The 22,962-nt window shown below is 64.0% G+C and carries 21 protein-coding genes; 6 read left to right on the top strand and 15 right to left on the bottom strand.

Annotated elements, in window-relative coordinates:
• Window positions 1–106: 106 nt before the first annotated feature.
• Window positions 107–1,153 (bottom strand): anthranilate phosphoribosyltransferase, encoded by a 1,047-nt coding sequence (gene trpD, locus TVC13_RS11955; RefSeq protein WP_422401412.1) that lies wholly within the window; start codon window positions 1,151–1,153, stop codon window positions 107–109.
• 159 nt (window positions 1,154–1,312) lie between these two features.
• Between trpD and TVC13_RS11950 the strand changes: the two genes are divergently transcribed.
• From TVC13_RS11950 to TVC13_RS11935, 4 genes are all read left to right on the top strand, one after another.
• A complete protein-coding gene (locus TVC13_RS11950) occupies window positions 1,313–1,951 on the top strand; it encodes a cytochrome c oxidase subunit 3 (protein ID WP_082413525.1) in 639 nt (212 codons plus the stop codon).
• A 76-nt stretch (window positions 1,952–2,027) separates the two neighbouring features.
• Window positions 2,028–2,813: a c-type cytochrome gene (locus TVC13_RS11945; RefSeq protein WP_152227891.1), complete on the top strand. Its 786-nt coding sequence runs from the start codon at window positions 2,028–2,030 to the stop codon at window positions 2,811–2,813.
• Window positions 2,814–2,898: 85 nt separating this feature from the next.
• Window positions 2,899–3,924: a Rieske 2Fe-2S domain-containing protein gene (locus TVC13_RS11940; protein ID WP_422401411.1), complete on the top strand. Its 1,026-nt coding sequence runs from the start codon at window positions 2,899–2,901 to the stop codon at window positions 3,922–3,924.
• A gap of 2 nt (window positions 3,925–3,926) precedes the next feature.
• Entirely contained in the window at window positions 3,927–5,621 is a 1,695-nt protein-coding gene (locus TVC13_RS11935; RefSeq protein ID WP_422401410.1) for a cytochrome b, read from the top strand.
• A gap of 105 nt (window positions 5,622–5,726) precedes the next feature.
• Here TVC13_RS11935 and TVC13_RS11930 read toward each other — a convergent pair whose 3' ends face one another.
• The 7 genes from TVC13_RS11930 to TVC13_RS11900 all read right to left on the bottom strand — a co-directional run bounded on the left by TVC13_RS11930 (window position 5,727) and on the right by TVC13_RS11900 (window position 12,409).
• Complete coding sequence (locus TVC13_RS11930) at window positions 5,727–6,284, bottom strand: hypothetical protein (RefSeq protein ID WP_422401409.1); 558 nt, start codon at window positions 6,282–6,284, stop codon at window positions 5,727–5,729.
• A gap of 23 nt (window positions 6,285–6,307) precedes the next feature.
• Complete coding sequence (locus TVC13_RS11925; protein ID WP_422401415.1) at window positions 6,308–7,102, bottom strand: GntR family transcriptional regulator; 795 nt, start codon at window positions 7,100–7,102, stop codon at window positions 6,308–6,310.
• A 227-nt stretch (window positions 7,103–7,329) separates the two neighbouring features.
• Window positions 7,330–7,731, bottom strand: a complete 402-nt coding sequence (locus TVC13_RS11920) for a cytochrome c oxidase subunit 4 (RefSeq protein WP_387014295.1) — start codon at window positions 7,729–7,731, stop codon at window positions 7,330–7,332.
• Window positions 7,728–9,455: a cytochrome c oxidase subunit I gene (ctaD, locus tag TVC13_RS11915; protein WP_400487173.1), complete on the bottom strand. Its 1,728-nt coding sequence runs from the start codon at window positions 9,453–9,455 to the stop codon at window positions 7,728–7,730. Before ctaD ends, TVC13_RS11920 begins: the two co-directional genes overlap by 4 nt.
• An 18-nt stretch (window positions 9,456–9,473) precedes the next feature.
• Window positions 9,474–10,319 (bottom strand): cytochrome c oxidase subunit II, encoded by an 846-nt coding sequence (gene coxB / locus TVC13_RS11910; protein WP_152227879.1) that lies wholly within the window; start codon window positions 10,317–10,319, stop codon window positions 9,474–9,476.
• A 185-nt stretch (window positions 10,320–10,504) separates the two neighbouring features.
• A complete protein-coding gene (locus tag TVC13_RS11905; RefSeq protein WP_055241041.1) occupies window positions 10,505–10,894 on the bottom strand; it encodes a HesB/IscA family protein in 390 nt (129 codons plus the stop codon).
• 108 nt (window positions 10,895–11,002) lie between these two features.
• A complete protein-coding gene (locus TVC13_RS11900) occupies window positions 11,003–12,409 on the bottom strand; it encodes a dipeptidase (protein ID WP_422401408.1) in 1,407 nt (468 codons plus the stop codon).
• Window positions 12,410–12,553: 144 nt separating this feature from the next.
• Here TVC13_RS11900 and TVC13_RS11895 point away from each other — a divergent pair, with 144 nt between their 5' ends.
• Window positions 12,554–13,156: a DUF3043 domain-containing protein gene (locus TVC13_RS11895; RefSeq protein ID WP_422401407.1), complete on the top strand. Its 603-nt coding sequence runs from the start codon at window positions 12,554–12,556 to the stop codon at window positions 13,154–13,156.
• A gap of 153 nt (window positions 13,157–13,309) precedes the next feature.
• Here TVC13_RS11895 and TVC13_RS11890 read toward each other — a convergent pair whose 3' ends face one another.
• Window positions 13,310–14,383: a quinone-dependent dihydroorotate dehydrogenase gene (locus TVC13_RS11890; protein ID WP_422401406.1), complete on the bottom strand. Its 1,074-nt coding sequence runs from the start codon at window positions 14,381–14,383 to the stop codon at window positions 13,310–13,312.
• 78 nt (window positions 14,384–14,461) lie between these two features.
• Here TVC13_RS11890 and TVC13_RS11885 point away from each other — a divergent pair, with 78 nt between their 5' ends.
• Entirely contained in the window at window positions 14,462–15,517 is a 1,056-nt protein-coding gene (locus tag TVC13_RS11885; RefSeq protein ID WP_422401405.1) for an alpha/beta hydrolase, read from the top strand.
• Here TVC13_RS11885 and TVC13_RS11880 read toward each other — a convergent pair.
• The 6 genes from TVC13_RS11880 to TVC13_RS11855 form a co-directional block, all read right to left on the bottom strand.
• Window positions 15,514–16,317, bottom strand: coding sequence for an isoprenyl transferase (locus TVC13_RS11880; protein WP_422401414.1), 804 nt, complete (start codon window positions 16,315–16,317; stop codon window positions 15,514–15,516). The two genes, TVC13_RS11885 and TVC13_RS11880, sit on opposite strands and share 4 nt — an antisense overlap.
• Complete coding sequence (recO, locus tag TVC13_RS11875) at window positions 16,314–17,066, bottom strand: DNA repair protein RecO (RefSeq protein WP_422401404.1); 753 nt, start codon at window positions 17,064–17,066, stop codon at window positions 16,314–16,316. The genes TVC13_RS11880 and recO overlap by 4 nt, the downstream gene beginning before the upstream one ends.
• 86 nt (window positions 17,067–17,152) lie before the next feature.
• The gene (gene leuA, locus TVC13_RS11870) at window positions 17,153–18,901 is read right to left on the bottom strand and encodes a 2-isopropylmalate synthase (RefSeq protein ID WP_422401403.1); all 1,749 of its coding nucleotides are present in this window, start codon (window positions 18,899–18,901) and stop codon (window positions 17,153–17,155) included.
• Between the two features lie 180 nt (window positions 18,902–19,081).
• Window positions 19,082–20,608, bottom strand: coding sequence for an LCP family protein (locus tag TVC13_RS11865; RefSeq protein WP_422401402.1), 1,527 nt, complete (start codon window positions 20,606–20,608; stop codon window positions 19,082–19,084).
• Between the two features lie 113 nt (window positions 20,609–20,721).
• Window positions 20,722–21,651: a GTPase Era gene (gene era, locus TVC13_RS11860; protein ID WP_422401401.1), complete on the bottom strand. Its 930-nt coding sequence runs from the start codon at window positions 21,649–21,651 to the stop codon at window positions 20,722–20,724.
• Complete coding sequence (locus TVC13_RS11855; protein ID WP_422401413.1) at window positions 21,644–22,951, bottom strand: hemolysin family protein; 1,308 nt, start codon at window positions 22,949–22,951, stop codon at window positions 21,644–21,646. Before TVC13_RS11855 ends, era begins: the two co-directional genes overlap by 8 nt.
• Window positions 22,952–22,962 lie beyond the last annotated feature (11 nt).

Raw genomic sequence — 22,962 nt, 5'->3', positions numbered from 1 at the left:
GGGCGCCCTAAGGTGGGCGTGGTGGGCCCGCGGCGGCCGCGCTTCCCCTCCTGTTTTTTGCTTTCTGCGGCTTACGGCACTTCGAGCGAATTCACGGTGGCTCTGCCTATTGGGTCACTTCGATCCAGCGGTCCAGTGCCTTGCGGGCCTGGCCGCTGTCCACGGACTCCTCGGCCCGCCGCAGGCCTGCCTGCAGGCGTTCGGTCAGGGTTCCGTCAGCCGTGGGGTCCAGTGCCACCAGGGCGGCGGCTGCATTCAGCAGTACTGCGTCCCGGACCGGACCACGCTCCCCCGCCAGCACGCTGAGGACGACGGCGGCGTTGGCCGCGGCGTCCCCGCCCCGCAGATCGTCCAGAGTGGCCCGGGCTATCCCGAGATCCAGGGGATCCACAGTTGAGCGCTCTACGGCCCCGTTGCGGACCTCCCAGACGGTGGAGGTGCCGGTGGTTGTCAATTCATCCAGCCCGTCGCCTCCCCTGAACACCAGGGCGCGGACGCCGCGGGCAGCCAGGACGCCGGCGATCAGCGGAGCAAGCCGCTCGTCCGCCACCCCAATGGCCGAGGCAGAGGGGCGGGAGGGATTGGTCAGCGGACCCATGAAGTTGAAGGCGGTGGCGACACCCATGTCACGGCGGGCTGCTGCTGCATGGCGCATGGAGGGGTGGAACACCTGGGCGAAGCAGAACGTAATGCCCGCCTCCACGGCGGCGCGGGCCACCCGGTCCACCGGAAGATCCAGCCGGACTCCAAGAGCTTCAATGACGTCCGCGGAACCCGAAGAGGACGACGCCGCGCGGTTGCCGTGCTTCACGACCTTCGCTCCGGCTCCGGCGCAGACCAGCGCCGCCATGGAAGAGATGTTGACGGTGTTGTGCCTGTCACCGCCGGTGCCCACGATGTCCAGAGTCTCGCCCGGGATGTCGATGGGCCGGGCGTTTTCGAGCATCGCCTCAACCAGTCCGGTGAGTTCTTCGACACTCTCGCCCTTGGACCTAAGAGCGACCAGGAAGCCGGCGATCTGCGCGTCGGAGGCCTCTCCGGCCATGATCGTGTTCATCGCCCACCAGGTCTGTTCGGAACTCAGGTCCTGCCCCGCAATAAGCGCGGTAATAAGCGACGGCCAGGTGTGCTCGGAACTCGAAAACGTACTCACACGCTCTAGGTTATCTACGAATCGTAGAAAATGCTGATTTGTTTCCGGACGGGAAGTTCCGCGCCGTTGCTGGGAAGTGGGCGGTTTGGGAACGAACCGGACGCGCCGTTCGTCTGGTTCTGTTGGTGAACTGGGCAGTTTTACGGCCATAATGTCTATGTGACAACAGCGACCCATGCCCCCAGTACCCCGGCTCACCCCACGCTGAACCGCCCCAATATGGTCTCCGTAGGGACCGTGGTGTGGCTCTCCAGCGAACTCATGTTCTTTGCTGCGCTCTTCGCGATGTACTTCACGCTCCGCTCCACCTCGGGCGAGATGTGGGAGATCGAGACAGCCAAGCTGAACGTGCCTTTCGCCTTCGTGAACACGGTGATCCTTGTTTCCAGCTCCTTCTCCTGCCAGTTCGGCGTTTTCGCCGCTGAGCGGCTCCAGCCGCGCCGCACCGGCGGGCTCTTCCAGATTGCCCGTTGGGGAATGGTCGAGTGGTTCTACCTGACCTTCTTCCTCGGCGCCATCTTCGTAGCCGTCCAGGCTTTCGAGTACGCAGAACTCGTCTCCCACGGGATCTCGCTCTCCTCCAACGCCTACGGCTCCTCGTTCTACATCACCACCGGTTTCCACGGCCTGCACGTGGCCGGCGGCCTGATCGCATTCCTGTTCATCATCGGACGTGCCTACGCCGCCAAGCGGTTCGGACACTTCGAGGCGACCTCTGCGATCGTGACGTCCTACTACTGGCACTTCGTCGACGTGGTCTGGATTGCCCTCTTCGTCATCATCTACTTCCTCAAGTAGTCCGTTCGGGCAGCACCACAGCAATATTCAAAGTGGCACGAGTAACCAAAAGACCACACAAGTTAGGAACCACTAAGTGAAGGCACTATCGCAAAGGCGACGTCATCCCCTTGCAGCAGTAGTACTGCTGTTGCTGGGCCTCATCGTTACCGGCGGCATCTACGCAGCTGCTTCCGGAGCGAACGAAGCCCAGGCCGCCACTACCTACACTGCCGATGATGTGCAGCAGGGCGAGAAGCTCTTCATTGCGAACTGCGCCACCTGCCACGGCATGGAGGCCAGCGGAACCGAGAACGGCCCCTCCCTCGTAGGCGTCGGTGCCGCATCCGTCGACTTCCAGGTTGGCACCGGCCGTATGCCGATGGCCATGCAGGGCCCGCAGGCCCAGCAGAAGCCGCAGCAGTTCAACGAAGAACAGACCGCCCAGATGGCGGCCTACGTCGCTTCACTCGGTGCCGGTCCTTCCGTACCGGAAGAGCAGTACCTGGAAACCACCGGCGACGCCGCTGCAGGCGGCGAGCTGTTCCGCGTCAACTGCGCCATGTGCCACAACGCTGCCGGCGCAGGCGGCGCCCTGACACGCGGCAAGTTCGCTCCGGCCCTGGAAGGCGTCAGCGAGCAGCACATCTACGAGGCCATGGTCACAGGCCCGCAGAACATGCCCGTCTTCTCTGATGCGAACCTCTCCCCCGAGGAGAAGCAGGACATCATCACCTTCCTGAAGAACATCGAAGCCAACGGTTCCCCCGGCGGAGCCGAGCTCGGTTCACTCGGTCCGGTCTCTGAAGGCCTGTTCATCTGGACAGCCGGCCTGGGCCTGATCATCGCTTTCACCATCTGGTTGACCTCCCGGTCTTCCTAGTCATCGCCGCGCTCACCCCCCGGGGTGACATCACAGTTACACATAGGTCTACTAATGCAGTTTCAAGAGAAGGATGAGGGGGATCATGGGCGACCATAGTCACGGCAGTCCGAACACCTCGGGCACCGTTGCTACGGCTGGCCAGGGCGAAGAAGGGGAATTCCAGAATCCTGGACTTCCCCCGCACCGCCCGCGCCTGGCCGACACGGATCCCCGGGCTGAGAAGCGGTCCGAGAAGCAGGTGGCGATCCTCTTCGCCATCTCGGCTCTCGGTACGCTCCTGTTTTTCTACGGATATTTCTTTATCCGCCTGGATGAGAGCATCGGAACGCTTCGCGTCCAGAACCTGTTCCTGGGCCTCGGCACCGCTTTCGCGATGCTCGGCATCGGCGTCGGTATTGTCCACTGGGCCAAGACGCTCATGCCGGACCACGAGGTTATCGAGGAACGCCACGAGATCCGTCCGGAAGAGGACCGTGTTGTCGCCGAGAAGATGATCGGCGACATCATCGAAGAAACCGGCATCAAGCGCCGGCCGCTGATCCGCAACACCCTCCTGGGTGCCATGGCACTGGCTCCGCTTCCCGCGATCGTGCTGTTCCGCGACCTCGGTCCGCTGCCCGGTAACGTCCTGCGCCACACCATGTGGGACAACGGCGTTCGCCTGACCCGCGACCCGAGCGGCACCCCGATCAAGGCCTCGGACGTCACGCTTGGCTCTGCCTTCCACGTGATCCCCGAGGGCCTGAACGACGCCGAGCACAAGCTCGAGGAAAAGGCCAAGGCTGTTGTCCTGCTTATGCGCCTGGACCCCTCCGAGCTGAACCCCTCACCTGGACGCGAAGACTGGTCCGTGGACGGCATTGTTGCCTACTCCAAGATCTGCACCCACGTTGGCTGCCCGGTGGCACTGTACGAACAGCACACGCACCACCTGCTGTGCCCGTGCCACCAGTCCACCTTCGACCTGACCCAGGAATGTGCTGTCATCTTCGGTCCGGCCGTCCGTCCACTGCCGCAGCTGCCGATCGCCGTTGACGACGAGGGCTACCTCATTGCCACCAGCGACTTCACTGAACCCGTTGGACCGAGCTACTGGGAGCGTGGCTGATCATGAGTGCTACCTCTGTAACCGGCACCTACGAGCCGAAGACCAAGCTCGGGCGCATCACCAACTTCGTCGATACCCGCGTAAGCGGCTCGATGATGGTCAAGGAGTTCGGCCGCAAGGTCTTTCCTGACCACTGGTCCTTCATGTTTGGTGAAGTTGCGCTCTACAGCTTTGTCATCCTGCTCCTCTCCGGAACGTTCCTGACGTTCTTCTTTGATCCGTCCATGGCGGAAACCCACTACGAAGGCAGCTACGTTCCCCTTAAGGGCGTAGAGATGTCCGTGGCCTATGCTTCGTCGCTGGATATTTCCTTCGACGTGCGCGGCGGCCTCTTCATGCGCCAGGTCCACCACTGGTCGGCCCTGCTGTTTGTTGCCTCCGTTTCGGTGCACATGCTGCGCGTCTTCTTCACCGGCGCGTTCCGCAAGCCCCGCGAACTGAACTGGGTTGTGGGCGGCGTCCTGCTCATCCTGGCCCTGGCTGCCGGCTTCACCGGCTACTCGCTCCCCGATGACCTGCTCTCCGGCAACGGCCTGCGCATCATCGACGGCGTTATCAAGGCTGTCCCGGTTGTTGGCACCTACATCAGCTTCTTCCTGTTCGGCGGCGAGTTCCCCGGCACGGCAGTGATTGGACGTCTGTACGTCCTGCACATCCTGCTGGTTCCCGCCCTGATCCTGCTGATGATCGCCATCCACCTGTTCATGGTCGTCATCCACAAGCACACCCAGTGGCGCGGCCCGGGCCGTACCAACAACAACGTTGTGGGCTACCCCGTTGGACCTGTCTATGCAGCGAAGGCCGGTGGATTCTTCTTCATCGTCTTCGGCATCGTGGCCTTCATCTCCGCAGTGTTCACGATCAACCCGATCTGGAACTACGGCCCGTACGATCCCTCCCCCGTGTCCGCCGGTACCCAGCCCGACTGGTACATCGGCTGGGTGGACGGTGCCCTGCGCCTGATGCCGGGCTGGCTGTTCGGCTTCCCGTTCGAATGGAACATTCCGTTCCCCTGGGGCGTCAACACGCTGTCCCTGAACGTCCTGCTGCCTGCCCTGGTGCCCGCAGGCATCGTCTTCGGCCTGCTCTTCACCTGGCCGTGGATCGAAGCCTGGGTCACCAAGGACAAGCGCGTCCACAACCTGCTGGACCGCCCGCGCAACGCTCCGACCCGCACCGCCATCGGTGTTGCCGGCGTCATCTTCTACTGCGTCATGTGGGCTGCTGCCAGCTCCGACCTCATCGCCACGCACTTCATGGTGTCGCTGAACGACGTGACCTACTGGCTCCGCTTCCTGTTCTTCTTCGGACCGGTTATCGGCTTCATGGTCACCCGCCGCATCGCCCTGGCCCTACAGCGCAAGGACCGCGAGATTGTTCTCCACGGCGTGGAGAGCGGACGTATTGTCCGTCTCCCGCACGGTGAATACATCGAGGTCCACGAACCGCTGGATGAGTTCAAGCGCTACAAGCTCGTTGCGTTCGACTCCCCCGAGGTCACGCCGGCCCAGCCGGATGCCAAGGGTAAGATCAGCCGCAGTGAGAAGCGCCGCGGAGCCCTCTCCCGGTTCTTCTTCGAAGACCGTGTTGCTCCGGTGACTCCGGCCGAACTTGAGGCCGCACACCACCACGAACCGCATGCCGAAGTTGAGGCAAGCGAAGTGGATGAGGCTCCTGCCTCGATCGAGAAGCACTAGCTCGAACACTAAAGAAGCCCCCGTCCTTTCGGACGGGGGCTTCTTTGCTTTGAAGCGGCCTTATTGCCGGCTCTCCTCCCGGCAACTCGGCGCGGCAGACAGTGCCTACAGTTCGAAGGGAACCTTCGAGGGCAGCGGGTAGCGCCGCACGGGATGGTCGAGGTCCGCGAACGGTGCAGACCCGATGCTGAGTTTGGTGAAGTCCAGCCGGGATTCCCTCAGGACCACCTGGATCCCTTTGACCGCCAGCTTGACGTCAGGGACGAGGCACAGGATGTTGAGCTTGTAGGGGCTGAACCCCGTCTCTTCGACCGATCCAAGTCCCCGCCAGGAGAAGTAGGTGCCGATTGCGGTGGCGGCCTTGTGCTCAAGGTACCTGTCCCGCTCCGTGCCGTCCTTTGACTTGAGCGCGTACTGGGCTATGACCCAGTGCTGCTCCTCCTCGGGGATTTCGGCGTACCCCTCCCCCGCGGCGGACTCACCGAATTCCCGCACCAGCTTCTCCGCCTGGTCAGGATCAACGCCTTCCTTCACGGAAACGGCACCCTCGTGGCCCACCCTGCCCTTCGTGATCATGAGCGAGAGGTCCTCGGGCTCATAGACGGCTTCCTTGAAGAGCATCCCGCGCGGCGGGTCCTGCTTGTACATCCTCAGGATCTCCATTCGGCGATCCCTCCATTCTTGGTTCAGGTCGCCTGGTGGCGTCCGGGGTGGTAAGTGCGCGGCGTCCGCATTCCGGGGCGCTGGAGCGGTACCCAGAGCTTGTAGCGGTCAGCGCGGTAATAGGAAACCGAGTAGTCCACCATGGACCGTGAGACGTAGGCATGGCGCTGGATCTTCAGCAGCGGGGCGCCGAGGTCAACGTTGAGCAGCCGGGCCGTGGACGCAGAGGCCGCTGTTGCCTCGATGGTGTCCTCACCCCATTCGATCACCATGCCGTAGCGCTCACTCAGGACCCGGTACAGGGAGGTTGGAGGTTCCTCATCCAGCATGCCCGGCACGTGCCAGGCCGGAATGAAGTTCTCATCAACGCTCATCGGTTCACCGTCGGCAAGCAGCTGGCGGCGAAACCGGACCACGGGCTGACCGGGTTCAATCTGCAGCTCCCGCGCCACCAGGTGAGAGGCCGGGACCTGCTCGAAGGTTAGGACCCGTGCGTCCGGGACCATGCCGCGGCGGTGCATTTCTTCGCTGTAGGAGGTCAGCTTGATCTGCAGGTCCATCTTGGGCCGCGCGACGAAGGTTCCGACGCCGACTACGCGTTCGAGCACTTCGTCGGCTACCAGGGCGTCGATGGCCTGGCGGACCGTCATGCGTGCTACCTGAAAATGTTCGGCCAGTTCCCGCTCCGAAGGGACGGCCGTACCGGGCGGTGCGTGCTGAGCCACGAAACGCCGCAGGATCGCCTCCAGCTGGCGGTGCTTGGCGACACCCGAGGCCGGGTCTATGCCTTCCGGGAAGGCCCTCAGGGCGCGCTTGATCACGGCTTGGCAGCCGGCCGGACAGGCAGGAGCTCAGGCATAGGAATGAAGGACCTTCCTCGAATTCAGTGCTCTCCCTAGGATACCGGGAACCGTGTTCCCTCCCTGCAGAAGGCGGGACGCCCGCCGCAGCGCCGGGGCGCTAATCCGTCACACAGAAAAACCGGAGGGCCCGCAGTTACCTGCGGACCCTCCGGTCAACTGATCTTTAGTTGTGGCTAATAAGCCTAGTGCGCGTGGTTACCGCGGCTGTATTCGTAAACCCAGCCAATGAGTCCGACGACGGCCAGGCCGGCACTGATGAACAGCACCCACCAGCCCACTGCGAGGCCGAGGAACCCACCGGCGCAGGCGGTCGCCAGGACCAGCGGCCACCAGCTCCAGGGGCTGAAGAAGCCCTGTTCGCCGGATCCTTCGTGGATTTCAGCATCAAGCCGGTCTTCCGGACGCATGCCCACGCGGCGTGCCGTGAACATCAGGTAGTACCCGATCATCAGGGACATGCCGGCGGTCAGGAACAGTGCCAGGAAGCCAACCGGTTCCATCCAGTCCACGAGGTAGCCGTAGACAACGCCAACAGCTGCGAAGAACGGAGCCATTAGGAGGAAGAGCTTTGCCTCGATTTTCACTTGACGCTCTCCTTGCGGTCAGCCGAACCGTAGACCTGGCCGGGTGCGGACTCGTTGGTGACGGTCTGCTGCAGTTCCGGGTGGTGCAGGTCCAGGGCCGGACGCTCCGAACGGATTCGGGGCAGCGACGTGAAGTTGTGGCGCGGCGGCGGGCAGGAAGTAGCCCACTCGAGGGAGGCGCCGAAGCCCCACGGGTCATCAACTTCAACCTTCTTGCCGTGGCGCCAGGTGATGTACACGTTCCAGAAGAACGGGATCAGGGAGGCGCCCAGGACGAAGGAGGCGATGGTGGAGAACTGGTTCATCGCGGTGAAGTTGTCTTCCACGAGGTAGTCAGCGTAGCGGCGCGGCATGCCGATGACGCCCAGCCAGTGCTGGATCATGAACGTGCCGTGGAAGCCCAGGAAGAGCAGCCAGAAGTGGATCTTGCCGAGGCGTTCGTTGAGCATCTTGCCGGTCCACTTGGGCCACCAGAAGTAGAAGCCTGCGAACATCGCGAAGACGACGGTGCCGAAGACCACGTAGTGGAAGTGGGCAACCACGAAGTAGGTGTCCGAGACGTGGAAGTCCAGCGGCGGAGCCGAGAGGATGATGCCGGTCAGGCCGCCGAACAGGAAGGTGATCAGGAAGCCGATGCTCCAGAGCATCGGGGTTTCAAAGGTGATCGATCCGCGCCACATGGTGCCGATCCAGTTGAAGAACTTCACACCGGTCGGTACCGCAATAAGCATCGTCATGAAGGCGAAGAACGGCAGCATAACGGCGCCGGTCACGTACATGTGGTGGGCCCACACGGTCACGGACAGTGCAGCAATGGCGATCGTTGCGTAAACCAGGCCCTTGTAGCCGAAGATCGGCTTGCGGCTGAAGACCGGGAAGATCTCCGAGACGATGCCGAAGAACGGCAGGGCGATGATGTACACCTCGGGGTGGCCGAAGAACCAGAACAGGTGCTGCCAGAGGACTGCGCCACCGTTCTCCGGGTCGAAGATGTGTGCGCCGAAGCGGCGGTCAGCGCCCAGGGCGAACAGTGCAGCAGCCAGCGGCGGGAACGCCATCAGGATCAGGATGCCGGTCACCAGGGTGTTCCAGGTGAAGATCGGCATACGCCACATGGTCATGCCGGGGGCACGCATGCAGATGATGGTGGTGATGAAGTTGACCGCACCCAGGATGGTGCCGAAGCCGGACAGTGCCAGGCCAAAGACCCAGAGGTCACCGCCGACGCCTGGAGAGAACGTCGTATTCGACAATGGCGCATAAGCGAACCAGCCAAAGGACGCGGCGCCCTGCGGGGTGATGAACCCGGATACGGCGATGATGCTGCCGAAGAGGAAGAACCAGAACGCCAGTGCGTTCAGACGCGGGAAGGCAACGTCCGGAGCGCCGATCTGGAGCGGCATCATCACGTTGGCGAAGCCGGAGAACAGCGGGGTTGCGAACATCAGCAGCATGACAGTGCCATGCATGGTGAACAGCTGGTTGTACTGTTCCTTGGTCTGCAGGATCTGCATACCGGGTTCAAACAGCTCGGCACGGATGACCAGGGCCATCACGCCGCCGAGGCAGAAGAAAATGAATGACGCAATCAGGTACATGTACCCGATGGTCTTGTGGTCAGTGGAGGTGATCCAGTTGACGACAATGCGTCCCTTGGAGACCGGCACGACGCGCGGGGCGACCCGGGTGCCTGATTCCTCCGAAGTGTATTCCAGGGTAGTCATAGCTTTCCTCCTACCTCCTTACTTCGTCGGATTCAGGTTGGTGTTGCGGTCGTATTCTGCGCCCAGCTGGCCATCGTCCAGCGTGGCGAGGTAGGCCTCGTACTCGGCCTCGGAGACGACCTTCACGTTGAAGAGCATTTCAGAGTGGTACTCACCGCAGAGTTCGGCACACTTGCCTTCGAAGGTGCCCTCCTGCTGCGGGGTGAGGGTGATGTAGTTCGTACGGCCCGGGATCATGTCCCGCTTCTGCAGGAACGCCGGTACCCAGAACGAGTGGATGACGTCGCGGGAGTTCAGCTGCAGTTCAACGGACTTGTTGACCGGCAGGTACAGGGTCGGGAACTCGTCCTGGGACTTTTCCTCGCCGTCCAGGTTGACCTGGACACCGCTGTAGTACTTGTCTTCCTTGACGTAGTTGAAGTCCCACGCCCACTGCTTGCCGCGGACGTCCACAATGACGTCAGGATCATCAACGCGGGCATCGAGGGCCCGGATGTCGCGGTCGGTGAAGAAGAAGAGCACCAGGACCATGAACAGCGGGATCGCCGTGTAGAAGATTTCCAGCGGCAGGTTGTAGCTGAGCTGGCGGGGGTAACCGGTCTCGTTCTTCCGGCGCCTGTAGGCGATGATGCACCACAGGATAAGTCCCCAGGTGAGGATACCTACAGCCAGCGCGGCAATCCATGAATTGACCCAGAGGTCCATGATGCGGCCGGTGTGGTTGGTCGTGTCCCGTTCCGTGGGCAGCCAGCCCTTTTGGACATCTGATGAACAACCCGATAAAAACAACGCGCCGGCCGACGTTACGGCTGAGATCTTTAAGATCCTGGCGCGTCGGCTGCTGGTTCGGTCCTGCGAACTCACAGACGGCCCTTCCTCTTGTTACGTGCAAGTGCGGCACAGCGGACAGAAAAATCCCCCAGCTGCGCACGATCAGTTTTACTACTACGTGTAGAGCTTACCCCGGACGCGGTGCTGTCCAGTGACAGACCGCACCGCGTGCCGGGCAGAATACCCTCTATTACGGCTCGAAAGCCGCGTTTTCAGGCCTAGTGGAAGGAGTCTCCACAGGCGCAGGAGCCACCGGCATTGGGGTTGTCGATGGTGAAACCCTGCTTGGAAATCGTATCTTCGAAGTCGATCGAGGCTCCGGCCAGGTACGGCACGCTCATCTTGTCGACGATGACTTCAACGCCGTCGAAGTCACGCACCGCATCGCCGTCGAGCACACGCTCGTCGAAGTAGAGCTGGTAGATAAGGCCCGAGCAGCCTCCGGGCTGAACGGCAACCCGCAGCCGCAGGTCAGTCCGGCCCTCCTGCTCAAGGAGGGAGCGGACCTTGCCGGCAGCTACCTCGGACAGCATCACGTCGTGCGTGGGCAGTTCTTCGGCGGCTTCGGTTCCAACCAGGCCAGCGTTCTCACTCGTGGAAGTGCTCATTGCTTCTCTCTTTCCGTCCGGGCGGCCGGACCGCTCAACAGCTTGCCGCTGAGGGCCGGTGCCAGTTCACTCAATGGTACGTCGACGCACCCCATCAGCAGTAACGGCCTAGGGGGTTTCCTGCATTCCCAGACGCGCCAAAAGAAGGGCCTCGGCGAGGATGGCTTTTTCGAAGTCGCCCAGATGCAGGGATTCGTTGGCCGAGTGGGCCCGGGAGTCCGGGTCCTCCACTCCGGTGATCAGGATCGATGCCTGCGGGAAGACCTCGACAAGATCCGCGATGAACGGGATGGAGCCGCCCACGCCCATCTCCACCGGGGTGGTCCCCCAGGCGGTTTCCAGCGCCCACAGGGCTCTCTGGGCTGCGGGGGCTGAGGTATCCGTGGCGAAGGCATTGCCCCGCTCCCCCGGGGTGAAGGTAACTTCGGCGCCGAAGGGAGCGTGAGCCGCCAAATGCCGTGCCATCGCGTCCATCGCGGCTTCCGGATCCTGTCCGGGTGCCAGCCGCATGGAGAACTTCGCCCGCGCTGAAGGCTGGATGGTGTTGGAGGACATTGCCACGGAGGGAACGTCGATGCCGATGATTGACAGGGCAGGTTTGGTCCAGAGCCGGGAGGCGATGGACCCCTCCCCCGCGAGCTGCACCGAGTCCAGGACTGATGAGTCCTGCCGGAAGTCCTCCTCCGGGTAGTCCACTGCGGCGTCGTCGAATCCTTCCAGGCCCTCGATGGCGAGGTTGCCGCGCTCGTCGTGGAAGGTGGCGATCAGCCGGGCCAGAAGGGTCGGCGCATCAAGCACCGGTCCCCCGAACATTCCGGAGTGCACGGCATGGCCGAGAACCCGCACTTCAAAGGTTCCGTCAACGAGGCCGCGCAGGCTGGTGGTCAGCGCCGGTGTGCCGACCTTCCAGTTGCCGGAATCTGCGACCACAATCACATCGGCACGGAGCAGCTCGCGGTGGGTTTCGAGGAATTTGCGGAAAGTCGGCGACCCGGCTTCCTCCTCGCCTTCGATGAAGAACGTGATGCCCGCACCGGGCTCGTCACCGAGGACTTCGTTCAGGGCGCGGAGGGCCGCGGCGTGCACCATGATGCCGGCCTTGTCATCGGCGGCGCCTCGGCCATAGAGCCGGCCGTTGCGTTCGGTGGCGGTGAACGGTTCGGTCTCCCAGAGGGCGGGATCCCCGGGCGGCTGGACGTCGTGGTGGGCGTAGAGGAGGACGGTGGGCTTGCCGGGGGCAGCCGGGCGGCGGGCGACGACGGCGGGACCGCCCGGCTTGCCGTTGTTGTCCACCCGCAGGATCTGCACGTCGTCCAGGCCCGCCCCGCGGAGCAGCTCCGCCACGGCGTCGGCCGAGCGGTCCAGGTTCGCCGGGTCAAAGGAATCCCAGGCGATGCCGGGAATGGCTACCAGCCGGGTCAGGTCTTCGAGCGTGCGGGGAAATGCCGCCGCCACGCTCGCGCGCAGCGCTGCTTCGTCAGGGACCGTGCTGGAGGTGTGGGAAGAGGAAGTCATAGGCCACACCCTACAACTGCGTACGTTCTTCGTGGAGCGGGGCGTGCTTTGGGGAGGGGGCCTGCGGCGATGCCGGAAAAGGCAAGGGTCAGCAAGCGATGTAACTGCCGCACATGCCACCTGCGGTTCAGGTATCCTTGATGAGTGTTCGGACGAAAGAAAGAAGCGCCCACCGCGCAGGAAACTGTGGATCAGGCAGCTGCGGCCAAGGTCGAGTCATCGAAGCCCGGTGGTTCCGCCGGCAAGGGTGCCCCCACGCCGCGCCGCAAGGACCAGGTTGCTGCGCGCAAGCGCCCGCTGGTCCCCAATGACCGCAAGGCTGCCCGTGAGGCCAGCCGAGCAGCCATGCGCGAGGAACGCCTGAAGACCCGTGCTGCACTGGACACCGGCGATGAGCGTTACCTGCCCCTCCGCGACAAGGGCCCCAACCGCCGCTTTGTCCGCGATGTAGTGGATGCCCGCTGGAACGTCGGCGAATTCGTCATGATCGCCGCCGCCGTTTTTGTGGTGGCGAGCTTCATCCAGAACCTCACCGTGCAGAGCTTCATCCTTATGGCCTTCTGGGCCCTGATCCTCCTGGTGATCGTGGACAGCATCCGCATCCGCTTCCTGCTGCGCCGCCGCCTCACCGAAAAGTTCGGCGGCCCCAACCAGGGAGACGTCTGGTACGGAATCTCCCGCGCGCTGCAGCTGCGCCGTTTCCGCCTCCCCAAGCCGCAGGTGCGCCGCGGCGAGAAGGTTTCCTAACCGGAACCAAGCCTCCCAGGCCTGTACGTATATATAGACGCAGCAGAGACATAGAAGAAGGGACCGGGTGAACCGGTCCCTTCTTCTATGTCTCTGCTTCTATGTCTCTGCTTCTGTGTCTTGTGCTGATTCCGTCCGCGCGTGAACGGGGATTCAGCCGCGGCGCTGGAGCTTCTGCAGCCGCCGGTTGATCCGCCCTGCCCAGAACGGTCCTTCATAGAGGAACGCGGTGTAGCCCTGCACCAGGTTCGCTCCGGCGTCGAGCCGCTCCTGAACGTCGTCACCGGTCTCCACACCGCCCACCGAGATGATCACCGGTTCCGGACCGAGGGCAGCGCGCAGCCGGCGCAGGACCTCCAGGGAACGCTGTTTCAGAGGCGCTCCGCTGAGCCCGCCGACTCCGGCCGCAATAACGGTTTCGGGATCGGTAACGAGGCCTTCGCGCCCGATGGTTGTATTGGTGGCCACAACGCCGTCGAGCTTGAGGTCCAGGGCCAGGCGGGCGACGTCGTCAATGTCCTCATCGGTGAGGTCCGGGGCGATCTTCACCAGCAGCGGCACGTGCCGGCCGGCGGTCTCGTCTGCGGTCTGTCCGACGGCGGTGAGCAGCGGGCGCAGCGAATCGATGCTCTGCAGCTGCCGCAGGCCCGGTGTGTTCGGTGAGCTGACATTGACCACCAGGTAGTCGGCGTCCGCGGCGAGCAGCCGGGTGCTGGCCAGATAGTCTTCTACCGCGTCTTCGAGCCCGACCTTCTTGGTCTTGCCGATGTTCACGCCCACAATCGGGCGGTTGCGGCCCCAGCGGCGGTACAGCCCGTCCACCGCTTTCCGGACCCGCGGGGCGACGGCGGCTGCGCCGTCGTTGTTAAAGCCCATGCGGTTGATGACCGCACGGTCTTCCACCAGCCGGAACAGCCGCGGCTTCGCGTTTCCAGGCTGGGCCTGCGCCGTTACGGTTCCCAGTTCAACATGCCCGAAACCGAGGTTCGCCAGCGCCACCACGGCGGAGCCCTCCTTGTCGAAGCCTGCGGCGAGTCCAAAGGGTGACGGGAAGGTCAGGCCCAGGGCTTCGGTCGCCTGGTCCGGGCCGGGACGGGTAAGGGCGCGCAGCACAGGTGCGGCCGGCGTATAGGCGATGGCACGGATAGCTTCGTAACCGATTCGATGGGCTTTTTCAGGGTCCATTCCGGAGAAGACAATCCGGAAGAACGTGGGGTAGACGCGCATGATTTAATGCTTCCACTCGCGGTGTCCTGCACCAAATCGCGGTCAGGAAGGCCCGTCAGGTTCGTGTATTTTCGATATATGGGGCAGAACTGGCAACCGGACAGGCTAGGCGGGGGGTATCGTGCCCTCACACTGGACCTTGGCGAAGACGATGAAGGCCCCGTAGTAGCCACACTGGTGTCCTACACCCCGGAGCCTCCCGGGCCGCCGACGTTCACCGGCCGGGTGCGGGAGCGTCTTTCCCGGCTCCGTGGGCCGGTGGAGCCAGCCCCCGTGCATGCCGTGGTCTATATCCACGGGTGGGCCGATTATTTCTTCCAGACTGAGCTGGCTGATTTCTGGGCTGAACGCGGCGTCGCATTCTATGCCCTGGACCTGCGCAAATATGGCCGCAGCCTCCGCCCCGGGCAGTCCGAGGGATTCATCACCGACCTGTCCGAATACGATGCCGACATTGAAGCAGCACTGGCTGCCGCCGAGGAAGACGTCAAGGCAAGCCGCGGGGCACAGACCCCGGTGCGCCTGTCACTGATGGCCCATTCAACGGGCGGGCTGGTGGCATCGCTCTGGGCCCACCGCAATCCCGGCCGGATCGCGGCACTGATCCTGAACAGCCCCTGGCTGGAACTGCGCGGCAGCTCGCTGGCGCGCAACGCCGCTGCTGGGCTGCTGGAACCGCTGGCCCGCACCCGCCCCAAGGCCCGGCTCAAGATCCCGGAGCTGGACTTTTACTGGCGGTCACTGAGTGCGGAAGCCGACGGCGAATGGGAGCTTGACCCGGTCTGGAAACCCCCGGGCAGCTGGCCGGTCCGTGCCGGCTGGATCACCGCCGTCCTGGCCGGGCACGCTCAGGTTGCCAGGGGACTGGACATCGCCTGCCCCGTCCTGGTGCTGGCGTCGGCCCGTTCAACGATCGGTGCCACCTGGAACGAGAGCATGAAGACCACGGACAGTGTGCTGGACGTCAACCTGATGGTCCAGCGTGCGCTGCTGCTGGGGCCGGTGGTGACGGTGCTGCGCTTTGACGGTGCCCTGCATGACGTCCTGCTGTCCGCCAAACCCGTCCGCCGCCTGGTCTATACCCGGCTCGGCAAGTGGGCCGGAACCTACCTGCTGGGGCAGAAACCGGGCTAGGCTCCCGCCGCTGCCTGGTCCACCGCTCCCCCGTACCGGCGGTCACGGCGGGCGTAGATCTCGACGGCTTCCCAAAGTGTGCGGCGGTCCACGTCCGGCCAGAGCGTATCCATAAAGACCATCTCCGCGTAGGCGGACTGCCAGAGCATAAAGTTGGAGAGCCGCTGCTCCCCCGAGGTGCGGAGGAACAGGTCGACGTCGGGAAGGTCCGGCTCATCGAGGTAGCGCTGGATCGTTTTCTCCGAAATGCTTCCCGGGCGCAGCTTACCGTTCTTCACATCCTCGGCAATCGCGCTGACAGCGTCCGTGATTTCGGCCCGGCCGCCGTAATTCACGCACATGTTCAGGGTGCACGTGGTGTTGTTCCTGGTCTGTTCCTCGGCGACTTCCAGTTCCTTGATCACAGATCCCCAGAGCCGCGGCCGGCGTCCGGACCAGCGGATACGTACGCCCCATTCGTCCAGCTGGTCCCGCTGGCGGCGAAGGACATCCCTGCTGAAGCCCATCAGGAAGCGCACCTCGTCCGGGGACCGCTTCCAGTTCTCCGTGGAGAAGGCGTAGACGGACACATGCTGGATGCCGATCTCCACTGCGCCGGCCATAACGTCGAGCAGGGCTGCCTCGCCCGCGCGGTGGCCCTCGGTGCGCGGCAGGCCACGCTGGTTGGCCCACCGGCCGTTGCCGTCCATCACAATGGCCACGTGCGCAGGCACCAGATCGCGTGGAACCGGCGGCGGGACGGCGCCGGAGGGGTGCGGCCAGGGTGCGGCCGGGGACTTGCGGGGAGGAACCAAAGCTATACACGCTCCACATGTTGAAGGGACTTCACGACTCGTTCCAGATGCCACTGCAGGTAGCTGGCCACCAGACCGGCAGACTCGCGCCGGGGCTGCGGGCCCGAAGCGTCGGCGTATTCCCAGTCGCCGGTGAGCAGCGCCGCCAGCAGCAGCATGGTTTCCGGCGACGGCGAGGCGGAACCCGGCGGACGGCACACGGGGCAGACGGCGCCGCCGAGCGGGGCTGAAAAGGCGGTGTGCGGCCCGGGTGCTCCGCAGCGGGCGCAGTCGGTAAAGGACGGCGCCCAGCCGGCGGTGGACAGGGCCCGGAGCAGGTAGGAATCAAGAATCAGTTCCGGCGGGTGCGCACCGCGGCCCAGCGCTGCCATGGCGCCGATCACCAGGTGGTAATGCGCGTTCGCGGACTCACCGTCGACGTCGGTCAGTCGTTCGGCGGTTTCGGCAACGGCGGCCGCGGCCGTATAGCGGGCGTAGTCGGCCGCTATTCCGGCACCGTACGCGCCCTTGGTCTGTGCCTGGGTCACAATATCCAGGCTGCGGCCATGGGAAAGCTGCAGGTCCACCACCATAAAGGGCTCGAGCCGGGCACCAAACTTGCTGGAGGTGCGGCGAACTCCCTTGGCCACGGCGCGGACCTGTCCGTGGTTCCGCGTCAGCAGGATGACGATCCGGTCGGCTTCGCCCAGTTTGTGGGTGCGCAGGACCACGCCCTCGTCACGGTAAGTCCGTGAAGCGAATGATTTATTGGCCACAGACCCATTTTCCCACGCAGAAGGCGCGCCAGGTACGCAGGTGGGGAGCTGGCGCGCCGAGCGGCGGCCGGGAGCCGGCCGGGATGCTAGTCGCCCGAAGCGTCGCGGATCGCCCGGTTCACTGCAGAGATAACGGCTTTCAGCGCCGAGAGCGTGGTGTTCGAGTCGATGCCGACTCCCCACAGGACCCGCTCCCCGACTGCGAGCTCGACGTAGGCTGCAGCCATTGCCTTGCCGCTGGCAGAGAGTGCGTGCTCGGAGTAGTCCAGCAGCCTCACGTCCACGCCGTCCTGGCTCAGGATCTGGAGCAGGGCGTCGATGGGACCGGTACCGGAGGCCACGCGGCGCTGCTGTACGCAGCCGGCCCGCAGGCTCGCGGTCAGCAGGAACGAACCGTTTTCCGCCGTATCCGCGGTGACCGAGCTGAGGGCGTAGTGCCCCCAGGGCTCCGCACCTGAATCCGGAGTGGACGGCAGGTACTCGTCCTGGAAGACGCGCCAGAGTTCGGCACCGGTGACTTCGCCGCCCACGGTGTCCGTGCGGCGCTGGATAACCCCGGAGAATTCGATCTGTGCGCGGCGCGGCAGGTCCAGGTTGTGTTCGTTCTTGAGCAGGTACGCCACACCGCCCTTGCCGGACTGCGAGTTGACCCGGATCACTGCCTCGTAGCTGCGGCCAATGTCCTTCGGGTCGATCGGCAGGTAGGGGACGCCCCATTCCAGGTCATCTACCGACTTCCCGGCGGCTGCGGCTTCCTTCTCCATGGACTCGAAGCCCTTCTTAATGGCGTCCTGGTGGGAGCCGGAGAAGGCGGTGAACACGAGGTCGCCGCCGTAGGGGGAACGCTCGGGTACGGGCAGCTGGTTGCAGTATTCGACCGTCCGCCGGATTTCGTCCATGTTGGAGAAGTCGATCTGCGGGTCGATGCCCTGGCTGAACATGTTCATGCCCAGGGTGATCAGGTCTACGTTTCCGGTGCGCTCACCGTTGCCGAAGAGGCAGCCTTCAATGCGGTCTGCGCCGGCCAGGTAGCCCAGTTCCGCGGCGGCCACGCCGGTGCCCCGGTCATTGTGCGGGTGCAGGGAGAGGATGATTGCCTCGCGGTTGGCGAGGTTGCGGTGCATCCATTCGATCGAGTCGGCGTAGACGTTAGGCGTCGCCATTTCCACGGTGGCCGGCAGGTTCAGGATCATCTGCCTGTCAGTGGAAGCTTCGAGGACTTCGGCGACGGCGTTGGAAATCCGCAGCGCGAAGTCCAGCTCGGTGCCGGTGTAGGACTCCGGGGAGTATTCGTACGTGACGTCGATGCCGCGCAGCTGCTCCTCGTACTTCTTGCACAGCCGGGCTCCGGTCAGGGCAATGTCCACGATCCCGTCCTGGTCCGTGTTGAAGACGACCTTGCGCTGCAGCACGGAGGTGGAGTTGTACAGGTGGACAATCGCACGGTCTGCACCTTCGAGGGATTCATACGTGCGTTCGATGAGGTGCTCGCGGGACTGGGTGAGGACCTGGATGGTGACGTCGTCCGGGATCCGGTCGCCTTCGATCAGCTGACGGACAAAATCGAAGTCCAGCTGGGAGGCGGACGGGAAGCCGACCTCGATTTCCTTGTACCCCATGTTCACCAGCAGGTCGAACATCTTGTGCTTGCGTTCGGGGGTCATGGGGTCGATGAGCGCCTGGTTGCCGTCACGCAGGTCAACGGCGCACCAGCGGGGTGCTTTGGTAATGACTTTGTCCGGCCAGGTGCGGTCAGGCAGGTCCACGCTGATCTGCTCCTGGAACGGAACATATTTGTGGATCGGCATGCCGGAGGGCTGCTGTGCGTTTCGCATAATGTCTGGGGTGGCCTTTTCTTTTTTAGATCTTTAGAAATGGTGGCCGGGCAACACAAACTCCGCAGCGAGGGTTCGGCCTAAACAGTGGTTTGCGTGGCCTCGCCGCGGCAGCTAAGAAGGAGGTTCTCTGCGCGCACGTGCCCAGACTAGCACGCACGTTCCGGGGGTACGGAAAACTCAGTAACCGAACGCTGACTGGCACGTAACCTGCGCCGCGGTCTGCCCGGTGAGCCCGCCGAGATCCCCGGTATCCTCCATGACGTTGCCCTTGGTGAAGTCGGAACCGACCTGCACGACGACGCCACTCACCACGGAGCTGGCACTCACCTGCGAGGCGGGGATGTTCAGCGCTTCGGCAACCTGCAGGGCCATGGCATCGTAGCCGGGTGTAAAGAAGACCTGGGTTCCGGGCGTTGTGGATTCGGAGAGTCCGCCGGCAATCGCCTGCGTGAAGCCCTCACTGAGCAGGTATTCGGCCAGCTCCGCGTCGCGTCCGCTGGCAGATCCGCTGATCCCGTCCAGGAGCGTGACCGGGATGGCCGCCGGGTCAATGGCCGGTTCAGTCGGTTCGGGGGCAGGGGTTTCCGCGCCGGGAGTTTCGGTTGCGGGTGCCTCGGGCTCTTCGGCGGCTACGCCGATGGGCTGGTCTGCCACCAGCGCATCGAAAAGCGGCTGTGCGGCGGTTTCATCCAGCACCAGGCGGTTGGGGTCAAGCTCGTAGGGAACCACCGGAACGGTCACGAAGGCGACATTGCCAAGGTCAACATCCTTCAGGCGGCCGGCCATGGCGATCAGCGTGGGGATGTCGGTGAGGCCCTCGTCAACGGTGAGGTTCTTGGTCACGGTGTCGGCAATGGAGTACAGGCGCGGAAGGTTGTTGAGCGTTCCTTCGCCCTGCACCTTGCGGACCATGGAGGCAAGGAAGCTCTGCTGCGCCTTGATCCGGCCCTCGTCGCCGCCGTTGCCGAATCCGTGGCGGGTGCGCAGGAAGGCAAGCGCCTGGTCGCCCTGAATGCTGGAGACACCGGCAGGAATGTTCAGTCCCGAGAGCGGGTCATCCACCGGCTGGTTCACGCACACTTCCACCCCGCCAAGGGTGTTGGACAGTTCCTTCACAGCATTGAAGTCAGCCATCATAAAGTGGTCGATGCTCAGGCCGGTGAGTTCGTTGATCGCCGCAACCGTGCAGCCCGGCCCTCCGTTGCCGAGGGCACCGTTCAGCTGGGCCAGGTCCATAGCCTGGTACTGCATCCCGGACTCCGGATCCGTGCATGCCGGCAGCGCCACCAGCAGGTCGCGGGGGAAGCTGACCACGGTCACGTGGGAACGGTCCGCAGCCATGTTCACCAGCATCATGACGTCGGAGTTGTTGGAGTCCTGGCCTTCTCGGTTGTCCGTGCCCAGCACCAGGATCTGCATTGAATCGGTGTTGGTGTCAGCCGGGAGCCCGTCCTGGCCCTGGCCGATGTTCAGCGGCTTGGTGTCGAAGTTGCTCTGCAGCCTCAGCAGCTGCACGCCGGCGAAAACGAGTCCGGACACCAGCGTTAGGGAGAGCAGCACTGCGATCGAGGCCAGTACGGGGTGTCCCCCGCGCGCGGCTCCGTTGCCCAAATGACGGCCGCCGGGTGCGGTGGCCGTCCGGCGTCGGCTTGGTGCGGCAGATCCGGAGGGACCATGACCTGTAGCGGCACGGCGTGATGGCATAGCCGTTCCCTCCCCTGGATCTGATACTGATGGCTTGCGAAAATGGATGAACAAAGTGTACGGGCCCCGGCTGTGAAGAAGCTTAGGGCCCGCAGGCGTGCGGCAAGGGCCGCTTAGAATCCCAGCTTTACGAGCTGCTTGGGATCCCGCTGCCAGTCCTTGGCAATCTTGACATGCAGGTCCAGGTAAACCCGGGTTCCCAGCAGTGCCTCGATTCCGCGGCGTGCATTTGTTCCCACTTCACGCAGGCGTGAACCGCCCCGGCCAATAATAATCGCTTTCTGCGACGGACGTTCAACGTAGAGATTCACACGGACGTCCAGCAGCTGGTTATCTTCGCTGCGGCCTTCACGCGGCACGATCTCTTCCACCACCACAGCCAGTGAGTGCGGCAGTTCGTCCCGGACGCCTTCGAGGGCGGCTTCGCGGACCAGTTCGGCGACCATGACCGCCTCGGGCTCGTCCGTCAGTTCGCCGTCCGGGTAGAGCGGCGGGGAGGCCGGCATGTGCGACGCCAGGACATCCGCAACGGTGTCCACCTGGAAGCCGTCCGCAGCCGAGACGGGAACGACGTCGGCCCAGCCCGCATCGCCCAGGACTTCGGCACCCAGCGCGGTCACGGACATAAGCTGCTTGGCCAGGGCGGCCCGGTCCACCAGGTCAGTCTTGGTGACCAGGGCAATGACCGGCTTCTTCTTCAGGGCCGCGAGCTGGTTGGCGATGTAGCGGTCACCGGGTCCAACGGCTTCGTTGGCCGGGAGGCAGAACCCGATGGCGTCCACCTCGGCCAGGGTGTCGGCTACGAGGTCGTTGAGCCGCTGTCCCAGCAGGGTGCGCGGACGGTGCAGTCCGGGCGTGTCCACGAGGATGAGCTGAGAGGTTTCCCGGTGCACAATTCCGCGGATGGTGTGGCGGGTGGTCTGCGGCTTGGCCGAGGTGATGGCCACCTTCTGCCCCACCAGGGCGTTGGTCAGGGTGGATTTGCCGGCGTTGGGCCGGCCCACCAGGGACACGAATCCGGCGCGGAACGTGGGTTCAGTCATTTCTGGGTACCAATTCTGTTGTTTTGGGGCGGTCCGGGCGGGCCGCCTCCGTAGTGTTGGGTTCGCCGTCTTCCGGCTGCCGCCAGGCAAGGACGTGGGAGACGCGGTTGCGCCGCCCCTCGAGCCGCTCGGCGTGGAGAACGATCGATTCGACGACTACTTCGCTGCCCACGATGGGGACGCGTCCGAGCGCCTTGGCCAGAAGCCCGCCCACAGTGTCCACCTCATCGTCTTCAAGGCTGAGGTCGAAGAGTTCACCGAGGTCGTCTATGCCGGCTTTACTGCTTAGCCGGTAGCGCCCATCGCCAAGGTCTTCGATGTCCGGGCGTTCGGAGTCGTACTCGTCCACGATTTCGCCGACGATCTCTTCAATGAGGTCTTCAAGGGTGACCAGTCCGGCCGTTCCGCCGTATTCGTCGATCACGATGGCCACGTGTGTGGATTCGCGCTGCAGTTCCTGCAGGAGCTCCCCCACCGCCTTGGACTCGGGAACATAGCGGACCGGGCGGCAGAAACCGTCCACGGCCTGGTTCCCGGCTTCCGGGGCCCGGCCGTGCAGCTGGGCGGCCACGTCCTTGAGGTAGAGGATGCCTACGATCTGGTCCGCACTGTCCTCGATGACCGGAACACGTGAGTAGCCCGAGCGCAGGAACAGGGACATCGCCTGGCGGAGAGTGGAACCGGAGTCGATGCAGACCATGTCCGTCCGCGGAACCATCACCGAGCGCACCTTGGTGTCTCCCAGCTCAAACACGGAGTGGATCAGTTCGGCTTCGGTGTTTTCGATCATGTCCGCTTCGGAGGCACGGTCCAGCAGCTCGCGGAACTCCTCCTCCGTGAAGAATGCCGCATCCGGTCCCTGGGTCCCCGGGGCAACGGCGGAGCCGATCTTTACCAGCCACCCGGGTATGGGTCCGAGGATGGTACGCAGCAGGCTCACCAGTCCGGCAGTGAGGACAACGACGCCGGTGACGTGGCGCCGGCCGATCTGGCGCGGAGAAACCCCCACCAGCACGAAGCCGACGCCGGCCATCGTCACGGTAGCCAGCAGCCCGGCGAGCCACAGGTTTTCGACCACCAGCTGGAAGGCCATGGCGACGGAGACCGCCGTCGCCATTTCGAACCAAACGCGCCAGAACCGCAGCGCGTGCATGTGCGCAACCGGGTGCTGCAGTATCCGTCTGAGGGGTTTTCCGGCGCGGCCGGTGAGCAGCGCTTCTGCTTCATGTCGCGGGAGGTAGCCGTAGGCTGCCTCGGCGGCGGTAAGGAGTCCGGCCAGCACCACAAAGGCGATGGCCATGACCACTAGGA

The organism is Arthrobacter sp. 3Tela_A (assembly GCF_049311025.1).
Classification (GTDB): domain Bacteria; phylum Actinomycetota; class Actinomycetes; order Actinomycetales; family Micrococcaceae; genus Arthrobacter_B.
The sequence above is the reverse complement of the archived record's forward strand: the minus strand, read 5'-3'. Positions and strand labels throughout refer to the sequence as shown.